The sequence below is a fragment of the Spirosoma endbachense genome (assembly GCF_010233585.1).
GTDB classification, from domain to species: domain Bacteria; phylum Bacteroidota; class Bacteroidia; order Cytophagales; family Spirosomataceae; genus Spirosoma; species Spirosoma endbachense.
This window is the reverse complement of the sequence record NZ_CP045997.1, coordinates 7,719,184-7,738,590: the sequence shown is the minus strand read 5'-3', so window position 1 is coordinate 7,738,590 and position 19,407 is coordinate 7,719,184. Positions and strand designations below refer to the sequence as shown.

At 48.9% G+C, this 19,407-nt stretch carries 26 protein-coding genes; 13 read left to right on the top strand and 13 right to left on the bottom strand.

Features of this window, described 5'->3' with window-relative positions:
- Positions 1-5 precede the first annotated feature (5 nt).
- The 11 genes from GJR95_RS31585 (at position 6) to GJR95_RS31535 (ending at position 6,041) form a co-directional block, all read left to right on the top strand.
- Positions 6-665, top strand: coding sequence for a DUF4494 domain-containing protein (locus GJR95_RS31585; RefSeq protein ID WP_394369971.1), 660 nt, complete (start codon positions 6-8; stop codon positions 663-665).
- A complete protein-coding gene (locus GJR95_RS31580) occupies positions 658-1,497 on the top strand; it encodes a hypothetical protein (RefSeq protein ID WP_162389659.1) in 840 nt (279 codons plus the stop codon). The genes GJR95_RS31585 and GJR95_RS31580 overlap by 8 nt, the downstream gene beginning before the upstream one ends.
- Before the next feature lie 48 nt (positions 1,498-1,545).
- A complete protein-coding gene (locus GJR95_RS31575; RefSeq protein ID WP_162389658.1) occupies positions 1,546-2,319 on the top strand; it encodes an N-6 DNA methylase in 774 nt (257 codons plus the stop codon).
- A 131-nt stretch (positions 2,320-2,450) separates the two neighbouring features.
- A complete protein-coding gene (locus GJR95_RS31570; RefSeq protein ID WP_162389657.1) occupies positions 2,451-3,047 on the top strand; it encodes a DUF6794 domain-containing protein in 597 nt (198 codons plus the stop codon).
- Positions 3,048-3,068: 21 nt separating this feature from the next.
- Complete coding sequence (locus GJR95_RS31565) at positions 3,069-3,518, top strand: ASCH domain-containing protein (RefSeq protein ID WP_162389656.1); 450 nt, start codon at positions 3,069-3,071, stop codon at positions 3,516-3,518.
- Between the two features lie 14 nt (positions 3,519-3,532).
- A complete protein-coding gene (locus GJR95_RS31560; RefSeq protein ID WP_162389655.1) occupies positions 3,533-3,757 on the top strand; it encodes a hypothetical protein in 225 nt (74 codons plus the stop codon).
- On the top strand, positions 3,754-4,155 hold the full coding sequence (locus GJR95_RS31555; RefSeq protein ID WP_162389654.1) for a hypothetical protein: 402 nt from the start codon (positions 3,754-3,756) through the stop codon (positions 4,153-4,155). Before GJR95_RS31560 ends, GJR95_RS31555 begins: the two co-directional genes overlap by 4 nt.
- 414 nt (positions 4,156-4,569) lie before the next feature.
- Positions 4,570-4,914 carry a hypothetical protein gene (locus GJR95_RS31550; RefSeq protein WP_162389653.1) on the top strand — a complete coding sequence of 115 codons (345 nt, stop codon included), beginning with the start codon at positions 4,570-4,572 and terminating at the stop codon, positions 4,912-4,914.
- Positions 4,915-5,007: 93 nt separating this feature from the next.
- Positions 5,008-5,586: a hypothetical protein gene (locus GJR95_RS31545; protein WP_162389652.1), complete on the top strand. Its 579-nt coding sequence runs from the start codon at positions 5,008-5,010 to the stop codon at positions 5,584-5,586.
- 3 nt (positions 5,587-5,589) lie between these two features.
- Positions 5,590-5,796 carry a hypothetical protein gene (locus GJR95_RS31540; RefSeq protein WP_162389651.1) on the top strand — a complete coding sequence of 69 codons (207 nt, stop codon included), beginning with the start codon at positions 5,590-5,592 and terminating at the stop codon, positions 5,794-5,796.
- Positions 5,793-6,041 carry a hypothetical protein gene (locus GJR95_RS31535; protein ID WP_162389650.1) on the top strand — a complete coding sequence of 83 codons (249 nt, stop codon included), beginning with the start codon at positions 5,793-5,795 and terminating at the stop codon, positions 6,039-6,041. The genes GJR95_RS31540 and GJR95_RS31535 overlap by 4 nt, the downstream gene beginning before the upstream one ends.
- Before the next feature lie 13 nt (positions 6,042-6,054).
- Here GJR95_RS31535 and GJR95_RS31530 read toward each other — a convergent pair whose 3' ends face one another.
- A complete protein-coding gene (locus GJR95_RS31530; protein ID WP_162389649.1) occupies positions 6,055-6,330 on the bottom strand; it encodes a hypothetical protein in 276 nt (91 codons plus the stop codon).
- 175 nt (positions 6,331-6,505) lie between these two features.
- Between GJR95_RS31530 and GJR95_RS31525 the strand changes: the two genes are divergently transcribed.
- Both GJR95_RS31525 and GJR95_RS31520 read left to right on the top strand, forming a co-directional pair.
- Positions 6,506-6,658: a hypothetical protein gene (locus GJR95_RS31525; RefSeq protein WP_162389648.1), complete on the top strand. Its 153-nt coding sequence runs from the start codon at positions 6,506-6,508 to the stop codon at positions 6,656-6,658.
- Positions 6,659-6,795: 137 nt separating this feature from the next.
- Complete coding sequence (locus tag GJR95_RS31520; protein WP_162389647.1) at positions 6,796-7,086, top strand: hypothetical protein; 291 nt, start codon at positions 6,796-6,798, stop codon at positions 7,084-7,086.
- Positions 7,087-7,181: 95 nt separating this feature from the next.
- Here the strand turns inward: GJR95_RS31520 and GJR95_RS31515 are convergent, their stop codons facing one another.
- The 12 genes from GJR95_RS31515 to GJR95_RS31460 form a co-directional block, all read right to left on the bottom strand.
- On the bottom strand, positions 7,182-7,745 hold the full coding sequence (locus GJR95_RS31515) for a glycoside hydrolase family 19 protein (protein WP_162389646.1): 564 nt from the start codon (positions 7,743-7,745) through the stop codon (positions 7,182-7,184).
- Entirely contained in the window at positions 7,742-8,197 is a 456-nt protein-coding gene (locus GJR95_RS31510) for a hypothetical protein (RefSeq protein ID WP_162389645.1), read from the bottom strand. The genes GJR95_RS31515 and GJR95_RS31510 overlap by 4 nt, the downstream gene beginning before the upstream one ends.
- A complete protein-coding gene (locus GJR95_RS31505; protein ID WP_162389644.1) occupies positions 8,194-8,655 on the bottom strand; it encodes a hypothetical protein in 462 nt (153 codons plus the stop codon). Before GJR95_RS31505 ends, GJR95_RS31510 begins: the two co-directional genes overlap by 4 nt.
- Positions 8,652-9,014, bottom strand: a complete 363-nt coding sequence (locus tag GJR95_RS31500; RefSeq protein WP_162389643.1) for a hypothetical protein — start codon at positions 9,012-9,014, stop codon at positions 8,652-8,654. Before GJR95_RS31500 ends, GJR95_RS31505 begins: the two co-directional genes overlap by 4 nt.
- 64 nt (positions 9,015-9,078) lie before the next feature.
- Positions 9,079-10,314, bottom strand: a complete 1,236-nt coding sequence (locus tag GJR95_RS31495) for an SGNH/GDSL hydrolase family protein (RefSeq protein WP_162389642.1) — start codon at positions 10,312-10,314, stop codon at positions 9,079-9,081.
- A 1-nt stretch (position 10,315) separates the two neighbouring features.
- Positions 10,316-11,020, bottom strand: coding sequence for a hypothetical protein (locus GJR95_RS31490; RefSeq protein WP_162389641.1), 705 nt, complete (start codon positions 11,018-11,020; stop codon positions 10,316-10,318).
- 12 nt (positions 11,021-11,032) lie between these two features.
- Positions 11,033-11,668 carry a hypothetical protein gene (locus GJR95_RS31485; RefSeq protein ID WP_162389640.1) on the bottom strand — a complete coding sequence of 212 codons (636 nt, stop codon included), beginning with the start codon at positions 11,666-11,668 and terminating at the stop codon, positions 11,033-11,035.
- Positions 11,669-11,671: 3 nt separating this feature from the next.
- Positions 11,672-13,732, bottom strand: a complete 2,061-nt coding sequence (locus tag GJR95_RS31480) for a hypothetical protein (protein ID WP_162389639.1) — start codon at positions 13,730-13,732, stop codon at positions 11,672-11,674.
- A 60-nt stretch (positions 13,733-13,792) separates the two neighbouring features.
- Positions 13,793-14,269 carry a hypothetical protein gene (locus tag GJR95_RS31475; RefSeq protein WP_162389638.1) on the bottom strand — a complete coding sequence of 159 codons (477 nt, stop codon included), beginning with the start codon at positions 14,267-14,269 and terminating at the stop codon, positions 13,793-13,795.
- Between the two features lie 25 nt (positions 14,270-14,294).
- Positions 14,295-14,639, bottom strand: a complete 345-nt coding sequence (locus GJR95_RS31470) for a hypothetical protein (protein ID WP_162389637.1) — start codon at positions 14,637-14,639, stop codon at positions 14,295-14,297.
- A 21-nt stretch (positions 14,640-14,660) separates the two neighbouring features.
- Positions 14,661-17,441, bottom strand: a complete 2,781-nt coding sequence (locus GJR95_RS31465) for a carbohydrate-binding protein (protein ID WP_162389636.1) — start codon at positions 17,439-17,441, stop codon at positions 14,661-14,663.
- Between the two features lie 33 nt (positions 17,442-17,474).
- Positions 17,475-19,403: a hypothetical protein gene (locus GJR95_RS31460; RefSeq protein WP_162389635.1), complete on the bottom strand. Its 1,929-nt coding sequence runs from the start codon at positions 19,401-19,403 to the stop codon at positions 17,475-17,477.
- Between the last annotated feature and the right edge of the window lie 4 nt (positions 19,404-19,407).

Genomic DNA, 19,407 nt, shown 5'->3' with positions numbered 1-19,407 from the left:
CCACTATGCCTAATTGGTTCCTCGGCAAAATCCGCTATCAGCAACCCATCGACGATTCGAATGTCGGGTCTCGGAAGGATGAATTTATCAAGCAAAAAACGATTACAGAGGCTTATCTGGTTGATGCTGTCAGTTACACCGACGCTGAAGCTCGCTTATATCAGGAAATCGCAGCAAATACGCCTGACTTTGAGATTACCAACATTACCCGCATGAAACTCGCCGATGTCTTTTACCATGATGACGGTGGTGAGACCTGGTTTAAAGTGAAGGCGGTATTTATTACTGACGACGAAAAAACGGGTAAACAGAAGAAAACGCCGAGCGTGATGCTGGTGAATGCTGAAACGCCTAAACAGGCCTACGAACGTGTAGAGTTGAGCTTGAAAACCGCTCTTGATCCGTTCGAAATTACGGACGTCAACACGACTAAAATACTGGAGATTTTCCCCTATACAGAGGAATCTGAATCAACAATCGTCGATGAGCAGACGGGTGAGGTCACCAATCATCGGCCTTCTGCCCAATGGGCGCAGCTAAAAGACGGTTTGCGTAAAGCCAGATCCATTGCCAATACCATGGTTAAGGGCTTAGCTAAGGAGGGCATCAGTGTCAGCGTTAAAGGGCCAGGTGAGTCTGAATATCAACAGCTGAAAGATGGCTAATCAACGGTTTACCGCCCACCCCAGCCTGATCGTTTACCTATCCAATTTTTATAGTGTAGGTCAGCTGGAGCTCTTTTACTGTACGCTGACCGATTCTAGTCCATTGCCGGGCTACAGTGATCGGAAACGGGGCGAATACGCCGATGCGATCGCCAAAATATTAGGCAAAACGCCCATGGTACCCGAACCGACACCCGCAAAACAGATGCCTTTGGAAACCAACAAAACCGACAAAGTGCCTGCTCCAGAACGGCAAAAGATTGAACTGGCAAAAGCCAAGAAACTGGCCGATAATCTGGTTTTTGAACTGGAGGACTACTGCGATAAGATTTACATCGCAGGCAGTATTCGGCGGCTAAAACAAGAGGTCAAAGACATCGAGCTGGTTGTTTTGCCAAAGAAGTTTTCGCCTACGGATTTCAGTCTGTTTGGGGGTGTCGCTCAGCCCGCCCAGGTCAGTCCCGCATTTCGGCGAACAGTTGAAGGCTTTGGCAACGTGATCAAGGGCAAGCCCGACGGCAGGTACATGCAAATCGAAATGCCTCGAATTGTCCTGGATTTATTTATGCCGTCGAGGGAAGACTTTTATCGTCAATTCGCCATCCGTACCGGCTCTGCTGATTATTCGGCTAAAGTTATCGCTGGCGGCTGGAAACGAAAGGGCTGGTGTGGAACGCCCGACGGTCTTCGGCTCATTACCGACTGTGAAGAGAAGCACTCCACCTGGAAGTGCATCAACCCGAATCCTCAATTGCCACCAGTTTGGGAGTCTGAAAAACACTTTTTCGACTGGCTGGACGTCAAGTGGGTTGCCCCTGAAAAAAGAATTTAAATCCATCTCCTTACTATCCTTCAATCAATGGCTCAAGCAATGTCTGCTATGGCTAAGGCGATTAATGCCCTGGCATATAAGCACGGTACGTATAATGTCTTTGCTGACTTCTGCGAAATGGCCGCTATATCCTTTTCCAATGCAGTTGATAAGCAGCAGTACCAGGGTCGAGAGTCCCGGTATATGGAAATGATCAAGAAGTATTCGGCAGAGGAGCTCAACGAATTTCCAAAGCTGTTGATCCTGCTAGCCAATGAAATGGAGATAGCTCCGAGAGATGTACTTGGCGAATTATTCCATGAACTGGAGCTTCACAACCAACATGCTGGCCAGTTCTTTACGCCCTACGGTCTTTGCGAAATGATGGCTAAAATGACTTTCGACAAAGGGATTCAACGGACTATCGATGAAAAAGGCCACATGACCCTTCAGGAGCCTGCCTGTGGATCTGGAGCGATGGTAATCGCCTTTGCAATGGCTATGTATTCGTACAAGATCAACTACCAGCATTGTTTGCACGTCTCGGCTATTGATATCGATATACGGTGCGTGCACATGACCTATGTACAGTTTTCACTACTACACATCCCAGCTGTGGTCTATGCCGGCAACACGCTCACGATGGAAATGAGGGAATCCTGGTATACGCCTGCGCACATTATGGGAGGTTGGGATTGGAGGCTAAGGAGCACTGCAAAGCCAGTTCCGGAAGCGGCAATTCTGCCCATTAAAACCGAAACGGTCTGCATCGATACAACGCCAAAAGAAAGCCCCAAAACAGCTAGAAAAGTGGCTAATGCTGGCCAATTAACTCTGTTCTAATGAACCAACTCTTCCACCTGCGTGGACCGCCAGGCCTGCGCTGATCCGACCCACACCGGGCGCACTGATTGGGTATCAGAAATGGGAACGCCCGGTGTTTTAATCAATCAATTTACTAATCAAATTTTACGATGTATACACTCGAAAATTTATATCAGGAGCTAAGTAAACTTACGCCTGAGCAACGCCAGCAGCCAGCTCGCATACTTGGGGAAAAATTCAATCAGAATATTGATTCTGTATGGATATTGAACGAAGACCACATAAATCCAACCAGTGATGGCTGGGAGCCCAAGTCTGTTTATGCTCAGGAAGAGGGCTATGATGATGAACCCATTGTTGGTATAAAAGGCGATATCTATTTGACCTGCATACCTGGTATGGTGGTAGAACCTTCATCGACTACCCCCGATCAGCCTAAGCCTCCCTTACCGATAACCCTCAACGAGGCCGTTGATTACCTACTGCCACGTTTTCAAGGGATGGAAAAGTACCTGAAAGACGGTGAAAATGATTTTGCCGCATTCTGTCATTCTCAGCTGAGTGGTGGCATCGGGATGCAGATCCGGAATGAGTTGAAATTGTGGGTGCATGAATCCCCCATCCATCAGCACTTTCTGGCTGATCATCAATTAGTCCATCCAGACGAAATGAGCGATTTGATTATTCGGCACATCTATCGAAAAATGGCTTCAGCCAACGCCCCTGCCCAAACGCCTCAAAATTAGAATGTGTCCAGATCAAGAAACATGAGAATCATAACGCTATATCAGCCCTATGCAACTTTGATGATGTTAGGGCTAAAGACTAACGAAACCCGCAATAGACGGACGTTGGTTCGTGGTACGCTTGGCATTCATGCCGCTGCGGCTATTCCGAACTGGTGTAGGCTGAAGATGAATGAAGCGTCGTTCAAGTCAGCACTGAAAGATGTGGAGTTGCCGACCGGAAAGATATTGGGCACGGTTGAATTGATTGGCTCGATGCGAACGGAAGAATGGCTGCTTAGTCAGTCCGATATCATTGAAGGATTCTACACGGCCGCTGTGTGGAATGAAATCGCATTTGGTGATTATTCCGCTAACCGGTGGGCTTGGCAGACAATCAATCCGACACCCTTTGAAACGCCTATCCCAGCTAAGGGGTCACAAGGTTTCTGGTTTTTCGACCTTCCCAATGAAGTTATTCAGCAGGACTAATTACATATTTTCTCATGAATGTCGAATCGCATAACGAAACAATCGTCTGCCCAAAATGTGAACTGATCCAGATTGCAACTGTCGAGCATACAGTTCCCTGGCACTCGTACGTGCATACCTGTTCAGCCTGTCAGTACATCATCACCGAAAGCGAATGGCAGCGAGTGCAGGATACGGTCGCCTATTACGAGGAATTGAAACGAGGAGTAATGGGCGTGCTCGGTGAAACACCACTATGAAAAATATCATTGCTACTATTCCGAAAGGCCGCTTCAAAACCTGGGAGGTTGCCGAACGGGTTTTACGGCGATGCGATGGCGAAACCGATTGGGACGAAGTAGACCGGGTAGGCACGAATCAGGGCAAGGAATGGCTCTGGTTTGTTCGCCTGGTCCGATTGCCTAAAGCACCCCTGGGCGAGTCGGTTTGTTTTATGATCTATGACGGAAGAGTCAGAGGCTACTTTCACATCATCTCTTCCGATAGTGCCCAGGTTTGGATTAACAAGGGGTATTTACTGGAAGACAAACCATCGGGTTTTGTTATCGTGCTAGCTAACTGGGTTTCCCTGCCCTACTCAAAGCAAATTGAAATGACCGGTTTTCAAGGATGGCGATACACGGCTTTACGACCTTAAAATTTAGGCTTTTAAGTAGTGTCTCAGTTCGATAAAAGTATAGGTATAATTCCATTTTTATTTGTACAAAAAGGACTAATCGACTGATAGCCAACGGAAATATTCGCTCAAAACCTTGTGTATAATTCCATTTTTTTTTGTACAAGCCAATCTAATACATTATGGGTTTTTATCAACTCCCCGGCGGAGGCTGGGTGCATCTTAATGAAGCCAGGCCGCCAAGGGTGGTACCGGGCAACGAGCGCCACAAATGGGATGGTAAGCCAGAATGGGGAGAAAGCGCTACTTGCGTGAAGTGTGGTTGCGTAAAACGCAGAAAGAAACAGCGACCCGACTGGATTGAAACCTACCAGATGCCGGGAGGCGAGGAGGTGACAGAGCGACCTGCTTGTACTGGACAGATTATAGCGACCAATGGACATTCAACTTGATCAACCCGAATGGACGCTGGAGAGTCCGATCATGACTCAAAAGCTTTCTTGCATACTGCAAATCGAACTGCTTACCATGCGAGGGGAAACTATGCGAGTGGCCAGACATATGAGCATTGCGGTTCCTAATGATCGGGATTCTTTGCCTTCAAGTCCTACCCTTCGTGATTTGGTCATGCTCGCCATTAAGCGGCTGCATCCGGCGATGCAATACATCGCTGAGCTTAACGGCATTCGGGTATGGTATCACGAGCAATGGGCATTGCATCAGGTTTGGGGCTGCATCGAGTTTGGGCCCGATGGGGTGGCCAAACGGATCGTGCCCTGAATTGCAGAAAATGGGCGAAAAGTTGCTCAAACGTGAGCGAAATCACCCAAAAACGAGCTAAAAATTGCAACAAACGTGTCAAAAATCAGATCTATGTCGAAACAATATGACCACCAAATACTAACCGAGTTAGACGATCATTTTAGCAGCATTCTGGAATTGCTGGCGGAATCGGATATGGGAGACGATAGCGCGAATGGGTTTCGCGATGAAATCTACCAATACATCAATCCGCAGCAATTGCGACTTCAGTTGATCATGAAGGGTCTTGGACTGCCAGAGCCTACTGAATCCGCAATTAACGAAGCTGATTTACGCGATGAGTTTCGCCATCTCTTAAATGGATTCATGCGGGCATTACTCGAAAAATTGATTGCCAATGAGCGTAAATATAAGTTCGGTTGGGCTTGGCAGGAATCCGATTGGGAAGAGCAGCTGCAACGTGATTTAGTGAAGCATATCGAGAAAGGCGATCCGCGCGATACAGCCATTTTCAGTTTGTTCGCCTGGCACCACCAGTGGCGAACTGGCCCCGCTCCCGAAACCGACGAACAATTGGAAGCTCGTACTGAGCGAAACATGAATCTGATCAGTCAGTTTTTGGATCATGTAAAATCAGAGTCCGGAATAGCTATTTCAGAAGATGTAGTCCTATCTTTTTTCAACGCCTAAGCCATGACGAAGAAACAAGCTGAACAATTCAACAAGATGCGAGCTGCTCTCCTGCGAATCAGTAAGATGTATCAAACGCCCGCTCAGCTACGGAAATCCAGCAAAAGCCAATTCGGTTTGGATTACGAAGAAGCCCTGGAAATGACCTATGAGAATCTTCAGAGCGAAGCGGCCGCTGCCGTTAAAGGCGTGAAGGAGGTTCAGCCATGAGCATTCAGATCTTACCAACCGACACCCTATTTCGTGATTCGCCTGATGCTGGCCATCCCCAATGTTTATGCAGTCGCTGCGGGAAAAAGCTTGAGGAATGGCATCATCCTATTCGTGCCTGGCCAGAAAAACAGAATGCAGAATACCGATTTCACCTGGCCTGTATAGGATTAGGGAAAGATCGAACCAAGGAAGAATGGGAAGCTGAAAATGAGGCCTTTTACGATGATATTGATTTTCCTTAAAAGAGAACCCGATTCACGCAGGATCGGGTTTTGCTTTTGTTGGCGGTTCTTCAGGCAGGCCTTTCTCAATGGCATCGGTTGCGCTGTTGTCTAACAGGTTCAGTTCGACGAAGGTTGACCGAAAAACGGCCCACTGTTTGCGCTGTAGTGGTGCCCAGCTATAGGCTGGCGGTGCATTTTCAGGAGCGATCCTCGTCCATCCTGGGCCATTGATGCGGCGATACCAGATGCCATTCAGGCGTAGATAGGGATCATTTGTATTGGCGTAAATGCTTGTTTTTTCGTCCATGGTCGCAAAACTACGAAACAAAAGCCCGGATCTGCTAGGTCTGGGCTTTCCTGTTTTTAGGCCAATTGGTACCCTAAAAAAATCTAAAAATTTCTTGAAAATAATTGCCACTTTTCTTGTTCCATTAGTGAACAGACTATATCTTTGTTCCATAATCAAACAACGCACGAAGATTATGAATCAGGGATTTATCAACCGAATCAAGGCACAGATCAGAAAGATTGAAGCCTACCTCAAAGAGCATCAAGGCGAGCTAACAGAAGAGGAAATCAATGAAGCATTAGACCGAATCAACTTCTTAAAAGACTGCCTAGAAGGATTCGACTAATGAAGGGGGTGAAAACCCCCAACCATAATATGCCGCAGTGATATAGAGTAAGGACGTATAATTTGGGTGACAATCATGGATAGGGACGGTACAATGGGGATGGAACAATTAGGACAATAATCAAGGATATGAAAACTATGGAAACTAAAAGCAAGGTAAAAAATGAAGGGTTAGCGAACCTGCTCAAGGAAACGGACGAACTAATAAAGGAAATTAAGGCAGGAGATGCCTACATGGTTGTTAACGGCAAGAAAATAGATTTCTCTGAATGGGTCACGTTGAAGGAGTATGCGAAACGGCACAACCTGGAGAGCATCAATGTAGTCACGAACTGGATCAGACGGGGCATTATTCCCGCTGAAGATGTGAGAGAATATTCCTTTCTGAATAATCTACGGATGATTCGGGATAAAGAATACAAGAAGTAAAACCTTCAACTGTGCGTTGTAGAAAAAAGGCTGGTCACACTGTGACCAGCCTTTTTAGTTATAAACCCTAATCTATTCTACATGAAAGTTCTTTATCAAAACATCTCAGCCAATACGCCCTTACATCGCCTGACTAATGCCTGACGCTCTACCCATCCGTTGGGAAATTGACGTTTTTCATTTGGCAGAGGTATATGGCCAATATTGATCAGACAGCTAATCTGATAAACCCTATCCATATCGGCCCAGCCATTTAATTTATTGACGTTCCAGAAGTTCAATGCTGAGGCTACTGCCCAGCGAGGTTCGGCGATCAATTCCGGATGGTTCATGCAGTCTACGCCGAATTTCTCCGCAAACGCTGCGTAGTTCTTTCGGCCCGTTAACTGAATCAAGCCACGCCCTTTAAAGCGCATTCCGTCGCCGGGTTCACTATTCCCTAAGTCCTCTCTACCTTCGTAGGCTGCCCCTGACGCATATTCTTCTGCAGTTTTCATCGAGTCGCACTCATGCAGCACTTGCGCCAGAAAATGCGATACCCGCAGATGGGTCGTGATCTTGTAATAGGGAAGTAGTTCGTTCAACAGGGCGACGTACTTCTCGGCTCCCGACCGGACAGCTCCGCAGCGAACCAGTAGATCAACTGTTAGTGCTTTCATGGTACCGCTGCTTTAATGGCGAAAAACAGAACGGTTCCGCCCCCTACGTACTTCAAAGCGTTACTTACTTTCCGGATCGCTTTTCCGGCAATCGTTTTGCCTTCATATTTGGCGAGCTCGTCACTAACCGGTTTTAATGCGGTTTCAGCTTTTACGGCTCGATCAGTCTGCCCATTACGTTCTTTGACGAGTCGAACAATAGTTGCATTCTGCTTAATAATCGTATCATTGGCAGCTTTGAGGCTTTCTGACAATCCATAAATAGCAGTTCGCCCGTATTGCTCAAGTCCGTTCGCTCTGGCCTGTTCCTCCTGATACAGATTATACCAGTAGCCAGGATCCTGATTGATGTACATGGGCAGGCTCTGAGCCTGTGCCATGGAGAACAGCATCACTCCCGCATAGAGCAGCAGCAGGTTGACAATAATCAATCCGATTCGCTGAGCTTTCATTTCGACAGGGCGTTAAACTGATCAATTGCTTTCTGCGTACTATCCCCGATCGCAACGGTTGTTGAGGTCGGCGCCTGCGTTGCGTCCACTGGAGTAGCGGCTACCGGCTCGTTCAGCTGGAGTATCAACGCTGTGGCCAGTACGGCCGCTACCGACGTGATCACGACGCCAATCGCATATTCACGAATCAGTTTTACCCGTTCATCCCGAGTCATGACGGCTTTATGGGTATGGCGAAAGCCGGTTGCTGCGGCTAGTGTAATCGACAGGCCGAGGGCAACTATCCCATAGTTGGAATGAATGGACCATTTCCAGACGAGCAGAAGGGTTAATCCAAACGATGCTGCAATGCCTGCTACTGATAAGCGAACCAGCTTTGGGACTTTATGCAGACCAGCTAAAAAAATAACGCTGGCGTTCATGGCCAGAAACAGAATAACGATGGTCAGTACTTTCATGGTTTTACGGTGGTTTTTGTAAAGCGTTTTTGTATTTCATCCAAAATGAATGGAAGCAATTCCTTGATTGGCATTTTCTTGATTTCATCACCTTTGGCAATCAAGATTTCGACAATGAAGCTGCTGGCCAGCGGAGCTGCCAGAGCGACCCACCAGGCTGTTTTCATGTGCCATTCTGCCTGATAGATGACACAGCCGGTAATAGCGGCACCAACAATGAGCGACCAGTAAAATTCTTTGAGAGCGGCCATTGCTGAAATCGACTCATTCCGGGTCAACCGAGCCAAGCTACTCGCAATCAGGCACAAAAAAATTAGGGCGTCTCCTGGTATTGAATCGATAAAAGGGGTTTCGTTCACAGGTTGAGTGGGTTACGGTTTACTAATAGGTTTCACTGCTGATCGCAATCATTTGCGTGGCGTATCAGAATGAACTGTAGAAAGGCGTTGTCTTAATCACGGTGTATAGCCCTTTTCCGATGAGCGTGCTGCCGATGCCACTAGGGTGCACCCGGTTGGTAGCCGTGCGATCGGTACTGGAAATATTTACATCAGCTGTGGCTGTAGCGTTGAGTGAATACGCATTACTCGCATCGTAGTAATAGACCCGGTTTGCTGTGCTGACCAGTGCACTCATTGCTGATCGATAACCCGCTACGTTAGACACATAGGGCGTTTTGTCGGTGACGGGCATTCCGATCAATACAATGGATGGTTTTTGAATCGTAGGATCATCCTGAAGTCGAATGTTCCATTGCCGATTGCGCCAGCGAATAATCTCATTGAGCTCATCGGTGAACTGTTGCGTGATGGTAGCTGTAGCATTATTAAATCCCACAAAGACAGTCAGCAAATCAAATGGAATGTCATCGAGTGTACCATTTCGAATAGCTTCCACCAGATCCGTGGATGTTCCGGAATCGAGATGTCGATTGACCAAACGCGTAATTTTTCCTTCAGCAATTAAGCTGTCTACACCGACGAATGAATAATGCCAGCGGCCCATATAGCGTTTACCTCCAGCGTCATTCCCCATCGCATTGGCACCCGACATGCTATCGCCAATGTTAAGCCAGACCTTTTTCGCATTCCAGACCTGATGATTCGTAAATTCAGTCCCGTTAATCATGGCCGTGACAGCTGCGGACTTAATCGAATCACTAACAATTCGGGGAGCCAGGTACTGACTATTGAGCGTAATTTTAGCGCCTTCATAGAGGTATTTGGGTAATATGGCTTTGTAGACATTGCCCGGTCCAGCAATCACATTCAACGGAATAGCTGCTCCGCCGACCGTATTGGATTCTGAGTAGTTTCCATGTTTTATATAGCCCCCAAACGCCAACGGCTGATCCGATTGAATAATCAATTCGCCATCAGCCAGCACACAACCTGGTGTAACGGTAAACGTTGTCGAGGGACCCGAACTACCAGGTGTGCGCGTCGTGCGACTCGCTCCTGTCTGTGTACTAGCGTACGACATATTGGGCAAGTGTCCCTCTTTTAGAATGCGATACGCCCGATCATCCACCGAGCGAATGTGTAAATCGGTATTGGTAACCTTAACCGGGGGCAATACGCCAATATCGACTTGACGGTTTGGAATGGATTGAGCCAGGGCAGTACTGGCCAAAAGCAGGAGTGCGAGTATCGTTTTCATCTTAAAAAAGTGGGTATTGCAAGGGTTGATTATCTCCGTCATAGATGTACTTATTGGTTCGATTGCCGTCTGATTCATCGGTCGTGACCGTAATAATTTTTGGTTGCAAACCCGTTGCTGCCAATGCCGCAGCTGTTTTGTTGGCCACCGTGACGCGCAAATAATAGCCTTGTAGAATCGTGGTGACTTCAGCCTGAGTATAGGTCTGACTTTTAGGGTACACATTGACGGCCTTCGCATACGGTTGCAGCATCGACGTGGTATCCGATTTGTTCAATTTGGTTGGCAATGCATCCTGTATTACAGCTACTTGACTCAGATATTTTGCAAGTAAAGTACCGTCAGCGTTTGTCACAGCCGTCCCATTTTTACCGACACTGACGACACCAATGAACTTGGTTTTGCCGACGCCAGCGGAGAGTTCATACCAGCCCGTTTCTGGCAAAGTAGCCGTCGAGGTAAACCGCAAAACGACAGTTAACCCAGTTCGTGTAATGGTTGGCTGGGGATCAACGAGCTGACTGGTGGTGGCCTTCGTATAGGTGTAGCGAACCGATAACGTTTGCAATGTATCGGCTGGCACCAGTGTCAACGGCTTCGATTCGTAGATATCCCCTCGGAAGATTTGAAAATCTGCCTGGACCGGCGCTGGTGTTTGCGCCAGCACTGGTAATGCCAATACCCAGAAGAATAATAGCTTTTTCATGGTAGTGCCTGGTTAAATGCCTGCTCTGGCAACGATGCCCAGCATGCCTATTTTCATCATGATATAGACCCGCTGTTGAGAACGTAGCTCCTCTTCCGATACGATTCCCTGAGCGATCAAAGCAGTATCCGGTAAGTTTTGATAGAAAATCCGCTCAGGGATTGCCCCTTCAGGAACATTACCGTCAGCGTCAGGCTTGACCATTTCCATCGTAGAAGGAATGATCCAGCTGTCTCTTGTGGATTTAGGGGCTAATCGGTAGGAGGCAAACAACTTCTTTTGTTGCTCCTTCGCATCAGCGGATAGCGTAGGGTCGTTTATGATTTTGTCGATCATTGGCGTTCCATCGGGGGCCCAGTGATCGATTTGCACTGTCATTACTTTATGAAGATCCTCCTGATCTGTACATTCGATCATTCTGACTGTTCGAGTATGCTCGATCGTAATGAGAGCACTAGGAGGAATAGCAGATATGAGCCCACATTGTGCGCCACTCTCGTATTCTTCTGTGACCGCAGGCACTTCCGGCGAACCGCCCTCGAATTGGCCCGTTTCCGGATTAAACGTACCTGGTACAGCTGGTATGGCAGGCGTCACTACACGAGTGAGGACTTCATATAATATTCCGTTTCGATTGATAGCTCCCATAATCTATTGAGTCATAGTGAATGTAAAGGCGTATTCAGTAGTGGCTTGCAGGGCAGTCACAGCCCAGATCTCAAACCCACTAGTAGTAATGTTCTTAACCCGATACCTGCTGAAATCCGTAGCAGCCGCATCGCTATAGGCCGCTAAGGATACGTGAGGCTGCTGATTTAAAGTTGTGTTGAACGTGTAAGTCAGAATCTTGCCAATGGTAGGCGAACTACCCGTCGTAAAGTAGATCTCACCACCACCGTAAGTCGTAGCGTTCGTGATGATCGATGAGGGGGCAGTACCCATCCCTACGCTGGCAGAAGTCGTAGGGCTCATACTCGGACTACTGACCGGCTTACCTGTTATGTTACCACTTACATCGATCGAGAATCTGGACGTGAAGGTTGCGTTTGCATCTTTGATGCCTGATGGAGCCGTAAAAATGTATGAAGTCCCACTTGCTGATTGAAAGAATAGCGAAGCGGGGCCATCATTTTTGTACTTGAATCCTCCCCCCGAAATAGGATAGGCATTATTGGCTAAAATGAGATCATTGGAAGATAGCGATGCCAGTATGACAGCCGATTGCCCCAAGTGCTGTTGCGTATAGGCTGTGCTCAATGAACCTGGCAAAACACTGGACTGGATAACATTACCTCCTACGGTCAGACTGCCCGGTATTGAAACGTTACCCGCTTCAGTCGACATTAGATACCGTTCCCACACTGAACCGTTATATCTATACGTGCCTGGCCAGCTGTCCGTCTGGTTAATCATGAACCCAGTACTGGGAGTCATTGCATTGCGATTGCCAGCTGTCGTATTTCGAAATCCGAACCCGTTCGCCGTAACATAGGCGATATCAGTCAATCCAGACTGGAATAGATGAATCGCGTTACTTCCTGCTCGGTGTATCAAGGTACTAGGGGCTATACCGAATCCATAAGCTTCTGCATAGGAGGAGCCTCTATACAGATACGCTTTCAATCCTTCTGTTGTAGTAGGGGCGTAGTCACTACCAAGGTTGAAGTTAGTAGGATCGTTCCTGGCTGTTTGAGCAGCACCAGCACCAATTACTAAATCCCCTGTAAAAATCCCAGGACCAGAGACTTGCAATTTATACCCAGATCCTACCTCAGTAGTCGAACCGATCCTTACGCTACCTCCCTGATCCTGCATTACGATGGGAGCCGTATAGGCTACACCAGCATATAAACCTTGAATATGCGTGTATCCTCCGTTAGCATTCGTACCAGTAGCCGCTATTATCGTTGCAGCACTGCCCCCTCCTGATCCTCCGTTACCTGACGAGGCTACGAATTGACCGCCGTTATGAATGCCGACATACGGACTCACCAGGCTAGTCGCCACAATATTTTTACCCGTAACTGTCTGCGCACTGGAAAGGTCTACATACCTGGCGTCGGCTTCAGTTTTAGACCAGGCTCCTACCTGGCTTGCTGAGCTAGGAATGGTTGGCTTATTGAGAAGATCTAAATAATTGCCTGAAAAAAAGTTGGGTTTTCCAGTTAGTTCAGCAAAACTCGGAACATAATTGATGGCTTTAAACCGGCTGTCTGACTGACTTTTCGAATACACTTCGGTACTGTTGATCTTCAGACCCAGCGCCGTACTTAACCCGACAACATCAGCGATCGTAGAAGGAAAACTAGTCGGTTTCTGTAAGATCTGATTCCACGTAACGGTTGATGTTGAACCTGATCCTCCACCGGGAGGCATGGTTTCTCCGATAGTCAGTTTTCCCGTATACCGACGTACCCCATTCGTTACAACTTCAACGAAGGTTTCATTTTGCAGGGCTGCTGATTGACCCGCCGAAATTGTCACCGTAAGCGACACGCCAGCTTGAACAACGGCTGGCTGCATTTTTGTCGGATAGACAGATCCACCTGATGAATAATAGAGCTTCACTGTTGCCGTCTCATTGCCGTAAATAGAAGCCAATGATACCGTATTGACAATAGGCTGTCCGCGAACGCCAACCCAGGAAAAGTCCTGAGCGAGAACCGCCGTTACCAGTAGGCTAAATACGATGGTTAATAAGTTACGTTTCATGGAGTCAGAGACAAGATTGGAATAGTGGCCACTGCCAGAATCGACAGTGGCCAGTTTTAATTAAGGGATAGCTGGGCCACCGGTTGCCCGTTTCCAGATCAGGAAACGATTCATGCCCTGCTCATACCAATACATGTACTGGAGATCGCTGGAAAAGCCGATTGTGTAGGAAACCTGTACCTGAGAAGTCAGGTAGTTATAAGCATTGCGGTTGAGCGTAAACGGATCGCTATCGTAATTCGAATAAAACTCGATCGTCTCTCCAGAGAAGTTCGGCCACGACTCGAAGCCAATGCCGCCATACGCTGCCTCGGCCGCCAGATCATATAGGCTATGGCTGCCACACCCACCATAGTTACCATTGTAGATGCTGATCGAGCCATGCCGCCCATCTGGATACAGGGAGTTATAGAGCCAGACGTAGCTTAATGGGCAGGACGGGTGATCGCTATCCCAATTGTAATTGGTGTACCCACCATTGTAGAAACCATCTAGTTTCCATTGGCCAGCTGTTTTAGCGATTTCAGTTGTTGTCATTCTATAGGTAGTTAAAGTGGTTGCGTTAATAGATGTGATGGGCCGGTGTTACCGTGTGTCGAAATGCCTTGACGACCGCGATCAGGATGTCGAGAATGGGCCGCTCTGAATCCTCGGCAAACCGCAGCTCACTCTGATACTGATAGATCAGCAGTTGGTCTGTATAGGTATCAGGATTATTGAGCACGTAGGACAGCTCTGAAGCATACGGAGGCAAACCATGCGTCGAGCACTGCTCCGCAAAATCCTTTTGAAAAAAGGGTTCATGCGGCAGTAGAATGCCAGCCGCTGCATAAAACAGTTTAGCCAGGTTGATGTAGTCCGCATTCGTACGGAACGGCTCTAGATTCGGAGTTGGATTCTTCAACATGATTTTGGATTGATTAAAACGTTAGTTGGCGGGCGCCGAATTGACCGTATTGATCCAGTTGGGCACGAAACGCTCGCTACCCGTCATGCTGGGGCGTAAACTGACTGGCGTACCAATGAAGAATCGGACGATCGTCCCATCCCAGCCAGACGTACCCGCCATGTTGATCGTGAGCGTTTGCGGTGAATTCGGGTTGGTGATGTTGATCAGCTTACGCTGAGAAGCGGCAGCATTGTCATCCTGACCCGCTTTGATCCAGCCAATTTCTAACTGAGACACACCAACGGACTCCACATTGAGGTAGATGGTGTTCAGACTGGAGGCTGACCAGTTGCCGTACTGGCTGTTAAATTTCCCCTCACCACGGGTACCGCTTGGATTTTGATCCGTGATCGAAGTCGGATTGACATCGGTGATGTAAAAAACCACCTTGCCATTTTCGGCTTTCGTTTTCGCATCGACCGATGACCAGCCGTTAAATTTCCCACCCGCGAAATTGGTAGCGAAGGGTAACAGCTCGATGGAGCTATGAGCGGCCTGCCAGCTTTTAAATTCAGCGTTGGTACCTACATGGATGTAGCCTGAAAAGGCCACTTTACGAGGTGAATCCAGATCCGTGAATGGGGCACAGTTGATGTAGGAGCTGGCCAGGCTTTGGTAATTACCAAAGCGGCTGTTGAACTGCTTTCCGTTGAATCGACTCGTATAGGGGCTAAAAATGGTAATACCATAGCCATCGTCTCGATAGCTACCCATATAGTTTTTAGTCGTATTCTTGGTTCCGGTGTCGGTCTGGTTGTTTGGCGGGTTTCCCGGTGGCGGAGAGGTAACCTCAGCCACATCGCCATTGCTACCCAGCTCTACCTTATGGTGGTAGTAATTGGCCGATGTATAGATGCCAGGCAGCTCCTGCTGACTGCCCTGAAAACGCATCTGGTTATCATCCCGGTTATTCTCATAGATGTAGAAATACCGGATGGTTTCCCCCTCCAGCCAGTACCAGGCATGACGGACATATTTGGTACGCACCCGATCCATGGACCACATCATGGTCACGGTCCGGGTATAGTCTACATCCCCGTAGCCGACAACATTTTTGCGCTGGTAGTAATCGACTGGATTCTGATGGGCGTAGCGGTCACCCGCCGGGATACCATTATAGCCGGTATCATCACCACTGTCTTTCGTACTCTGAGTACCTTCTCTATAGTCCTTTGGTGTACCATAGGCCCAGGCATCACCTGAACGTCCTTTATCCCAGAGATCCGGATCATTTGAATCCCGATTCCAGGTGTTGACCATGTTTTCACTAACCCGAACATCCTCAATGCGGGTGATACTGGCCCCGATACTCTTGTGAATGCCGAACCGAATCCGTGAATTTTGCTGCGTTTTTTCGGTGCGATCGGACCAGCTGACAATCTGATTCTGATCAGGCACAAAGGGTGCAAACGCATACAACTCCGAGAGCGTACCCTCCGCATACCCGCCTCGCATGGCTGTTGTGGGCGGATTAACCGATACACAGCCCGACACACTCACGGTCGCTGTTGCCTGTACCGAACACCCGGCTTTGGTCGCTGTGACGATATAGTCATAGGTGCCATTCGACTGAGCCGCTGCGATGGCAATCGAGGCTCCTGAGCCTACGTAATTGTTTGGCCCTGTCCAGGCATAGGTCAGGCCAGTGGCACCCGTTCCGGAAGCCGTAGCGGTTAGCGTCACATTGCCCCCACAACTCGTGGATGGTGAGTTTACGGCCACGGTATAGCCACAATTCGGGGCTAAAACCGTTCCCGTCCGACTCACCGTGATTTTATCCTGGGCGAAATAGTCGCCCGCTGGGGTAACCTTCACCGAATTGGTACCCGTTGTAAAACCGGGCACCGTCGTGCTGATGCTCGTCAGCACTCCGCCTGTAGCGGCCAGATTGAAATTGGTTGCCGTGCCGCCATTGACGCTGATCTGAGCGACGGGTGGATTCGTATTGGACTGATACGACAGGGCAACCGTGTAGCTGCCTGGAGCCGGAATATTCGGCACCGTATAGGTAATTTCACCGTCCTTGATTTTACTATCGGTGGCCCCTGGTTTATCATAAATTGTTCCGGAACCCGATGCCTGATAAGCCGCAAAACTCTGATTATAGGTAATCGTTGTCGTACCTGATCCCGGATTGGAGGTGGTTCCAATGACCTGCACCGTGCCTGCGCTGAGCGATGGCGTTAGATTGAGCACATACGTTTCGGTACCTCCAGCTTTCTGAAATGTGACATTCAGCGCAACCGCAGGAATGTTGATTTCCCATTGACGATCATAGCCATCGGCATCGCCGGTTATTGACCCATAGCCATAATACTGATCATTGGTAATGGGTACACCGCCTGGGTTATTGATCGTGAATGCTTGCCCATCCACCCGAGCGAATTTGGCCTGCCCAATTGTGCCTCTGGCCTCAAAGCGTAGTTTCTGAGGAGACTCGTATTTGTAGCGCAGGCCCGTTACCCAGCTGGGAGCGGTGGTGGTCGAGCAGGTAGGCAGCGTAATCGGCGTGGGTACACCCACCGCAAGCGGACAGCCATTTTCTGCAATCCGTTCAATCTGATTCAGCTTGATGGCATTCAGGAAATCAATCCAGCCCTGATTGTTGGACGGGAAGGTGCTCGTATTGCGCACGGCCGTCATTTTGTAGACGTTCGTGCCGGGTGGATACTGAACGATCAGGTGTTCAGTGACCGTCGTCTGTGCCCAGCCCGAAATGGCCAGACACAGTACGGACAAAAGGGAGAGGAATTTTTTCATAAAAAGTTACGGTAGCACTGGAAAGAATAGAGACTAATTGACCCGACCACCATACCCGGCTTTTTCCCAGTTGGTCTGAGCCGTGGGAACCGCTTCGTAGATCTGGCCTGAATCACTGGCATTGACGGAAAACTCGTAGATCTGAGCCGCTGGCCCTCGCAGTTTGACCCGGAACATGTTTCCGTTCACCCCACCACCAGGCACCCGAATGATGTCCGTTCGTTCGGCGGTCCAGTCCTGATTCATGCCGCCCAGCACATATACTGTCCAGCCGGTGGCTGTTTGTTTGTAGCGGAGCATGTATGCCGGTTTCTGCACACCCTGCACACCTCCAGCGTAGTTATAGGCCGCCGTGGCATTGTAGGCCGAAAAAGAGCCAACGCCATTCAGCTGTACCTCCGGATCTTCCACCAGTGTCGAGCCGGTGTAAAATCGCTCCAGTGGCTGCATGTCTGCTCTGGCCTGAAACAGGGCCGTGACGGTGTGCAGATCGTGATTGTAGAGCGGTATCTGGCTGAAATCACCCCGAACGAACTGGGGTGAAGTCGGAAATAAATAAAAGCCCCAGTCCTGCTCATTCCCCGCAAAAAACCGGGTCACCGCATAGCGGCTGTACATGGCATAGGGCTGTTGCCAGACTTTGGGCGTTTCATAACCGCCCGGATTTTGCAGATCTGGAAACGGTACTGGATTCGCGATGGCAGGATATCCGCCATCGACAAACCCCCCATCGCCCTCGTACATGGGCTCGCACATCCGCCAGAAAGGACGGGTAACGCCCTGACGGGCCAGCATCCGTTTTCTGTTCAGCTGGATGTAGCCTTTTTCGTCGGCTACAATGTGAACGGTCTTGATTTTCGACCACAGATAGGGATAATTCTGGGTACCCGGCAGCTTATTGATCCAGATATCCTGATAATCCTGACCAGAAATATCGAAATTAAACCAGTAGTAGTACCCCATGCAGAAATCCTCTGCATCCCAGGCCGATCCGGTGAGCTGATAGGTACGAGTGCCGCCGTCCGGATTGTTGAACGTAATGTTGCCCTGCGCATCACCGCCGATGCCGGGTGCATCGACCTTGCAGGAGCCCTCCAGAAAGACACCATGCGAATTATCCTCAAAATCCGTTCTGGGACGGCCCTGATAGGGACTGGCACCAATGCTGACTTTGCAACTCGGATGTGATTTCTGTTTTAAGACCAGCAGTAACAGCCGGTAACGATTGGTACGACGGATATAGGTTTCGTTTTGCCACCAGCTGTCACCCATCGCCTGAATCTGCTCCACCGTCCGGGTTACCCCGTCTGTTTCGCATTTGACTGATTTGGTTTTGCCCACATCCCAGCTGGGCCAGCCAATCAGCCCGGAACCATAAATGTCCCGTTTCCAATCGGAACTCGTTTCAATGTTCAAAACGAGGTACTTCATAAATGCCAGATCCCCATAGCCATAGGCTGGGCACCGGCTCCAGATCATGTTATAGTAGGTTTGCAGATCCGACACATAGAAACCTTCTCCCTCCAGTGTGTGATGAATGCCGCTTTCCGTGATGTACGCTTGCCCTTCACCGGGTGAGTACTGGGATCTGTCGGCTTCAGCGACGCTAAAATCATTAAACGTATTAACGCCGTACGCTAACCGTTGGGCTTTGGTGGCTGTACCGACGAAATCAACCGAAAATCGGAACGTGGGCGAATAGTATTTATTCGTTCCGAATTGGGCGGGATTAAATACCCTTTTATTCTCTGGTGCATACGGGATCAGGCTCCTGCCACCCAGACGGCTGCGGACAGCATCCGTGGGTAAGTGATCGACCTGTACCTGCGTACCATCTGAATATTGCCGGTAAACTAACTGGGTGCCATCGACCAGCGTACTGGCCCGATAGCCAGTGATGGTCTGGGCTGTGGTGCTCAGTGCAATCAGCACCAACGACAAAAATAGGCTGAGCTGTCTCATTGGG

What these genes read in the sequence shown, in the direction of transcription:
- GJR95_RS31555 (WP_162389654.1), top strand. Translation starts at nt 3,754, where the DNA reads ATGAAAAATATCATTGCTACTATTCCGAAAGGCCGCTTCAAAACCTGG.
- GJR95_RS31575 (WP_162389658.1), top strand. Translation starts at nt 1,546, where the DNA reads ATGGCTAAGGCGATTAATGCCCTGGCATATAAGCACGGTACGTATAAT.
- GJR95_RS31520 (WP_162389647.1), top strand. Translation starts at nt 6,796, where the DNA reads ATGGAAACTAAAAGCAAGGTAAAAAATGAAGGGTTAGCGAACCTGCTC.
- GJR95_RS31540 (WP_162389651.1), top strand. Translation starts at nt 5,590, where the DNA reads ATGACGAAGAAACAAGCTGAACAATTCAACAAGATGCGAGCTGCTCTC.
- GJR95_RS31570 (WP_162389657.1), top strand. Translation starts at nt 2,451, where the DNA reads ATGTATACACTCGAAAATTTATATCAGGAGCTAAGTAAACTTACGCCT.
- GJR95_RS31470 (WP_162389637.1), bottom strand. Translation starts at nt 14,639, where the DNA reads ATGTTGAAGAATCCAACTCCGAATCTAGAGCCGTTCCGTACGAATGCG.
- GJR95_RS31550 (WP_162389653.1), top strand. Translation starts at nt 4,570, where the DNA reads ATGGACATTCAACTTGATCAACCCGAATGGACGCTGGAGAGTCCGATC.
- GJR95_RS31580 (WP_162389659.1), top strand. Translation starts at nt 658, where the DNA reads ATGGCTAATCAACGGTTTACCGCCCACCCCAGCCTGATCGTTTACCTA.
- GJR95_RS31565 (WP_162389656.1), top strand. Translation starts at nt 3,069, where the DNA reads ATGAGAATCATAACGCTATATCAGCCCTATGCAACTTTGATGATGTTA.
- GJR95_RS31460 (WP_162389635.1), bottom strand. Translation starts at nt 19,403, where the DNA reads ATGAGACAGCTCAGCCTATTTTTGTCGTTGGTGCTGATTGCACTGAGC.
- GJR95_RS31505 (WP_162389644.1), bottom strand. Translation starts at nt 8,655, where the DNA reads ATGAAAGTACTGACCATCGTTATTCTGTTTCTGGCCATGAACGCCAGC.
- GJR95_RS31530 (WP_162389649.1), bottom strand. Translation starts at nt 6,330, where the DNA reads ATGGACGAAAAAACAAGCATTTACGCCAATACAAATGATCCCTATCTA.
- GJR95_RS31515 (WP_162389646.1), bottom strand. Translation starts at nt 7,745, where the DNA reads ATGAAAGCACTAACAGTTGATCTACTGGTTCGCTGCGGAGCTGTCCGG.
- GJR95_RS31560 (WP_162389655.1), top strand. Translation starts at nt 3,533, where the DNA reads ATGAATGTCGAATCGCATAACGAAACAATCGTCTGCCCAAAATGTGAA.
- GJR95_RS31475 (WP_162389638.1), bottom strand. Translation starts at nt 14,269, where the DNA reads ATGACAACAACTGAAATCGCTAAAACAGCTGGCCAATGGAAACTAGAT.
- GJR95_RS31480 (WP_162389639.1), bottom strand. Translation starts at nt 13,732, where the DNA reads ATGAAACGTAACTTATTAACCATCGTATTTAGCCTACTGGTAACGGCG.
- GJR95_RS31545 (WP_162389652.1), top strand. Translation starts at nt 5,008, where the DNA reads ATGTCGAAACAATATGACCACCAAATACTAACCGAGTTAGACGATCAT.
- GJR95_RS31485 (WP_162389640.1), bottom strand. Translation starts at nt 11,668, where the DNA reads ATGGGAGCTATCAATCGAAACGGAATATTATATGAAGTCCTCACTCGT.
- GJR95_RS31490 (WP_162389641.1), bottom strand. Translation starts at nt 11,020, where the DNA reads ATGAAAAAGCTATTATTCTTCTGGGTATTGGCATTACCAGTGCTGGCG.
- GJR95_RS31510 (WP_162389645.1), bottom strand. Translation starts at nt 8,197, where the DNA reads ATGAAAGCTCAGCGAATCGGATTGATTATTGTCAACCTGCTGCTGCTC.
- GJR95_RS31495 (WP_162389642.1), bottom strand. Translation starts at nt 10,314, where the DNA reads ATGAAAACGATACTCGCACTCCTGCTTTTGGCCAGTACTGCCCTGGCT.
- GJR95_RS31535 (WP_162389650.1), top strand. Translation starts at nt 5,793, where the DNA reads ATGAGCATTCAGATCTTACCAACCGACACCCTATTTCGTGATTCGCCT.
- GJR95_RS31585 (WP_394369971.1), top strand. Translation starts at nt 6, where the DNA reads ATGCCTAATTGGTTCCTCGGCAAAATCCGCTATCAGCAACCCATCGAC.
- GJR95_RS31525 (WP_162389648.1), top strand. Translation starts at nt 6,506, where the DNA reads ATGAATCAGGGATTTATCAACCGAATCAAGGCACAGATCAGAAAGATT.
- GJR95_RS31465 (WP_162389636.1), bottom strand. Translation starts at nt 17,441, where the DNA reads ATGAAAAAATTCCTCTCCCTTTTGTCCGTACTGTGTCTGGCCATTTCG.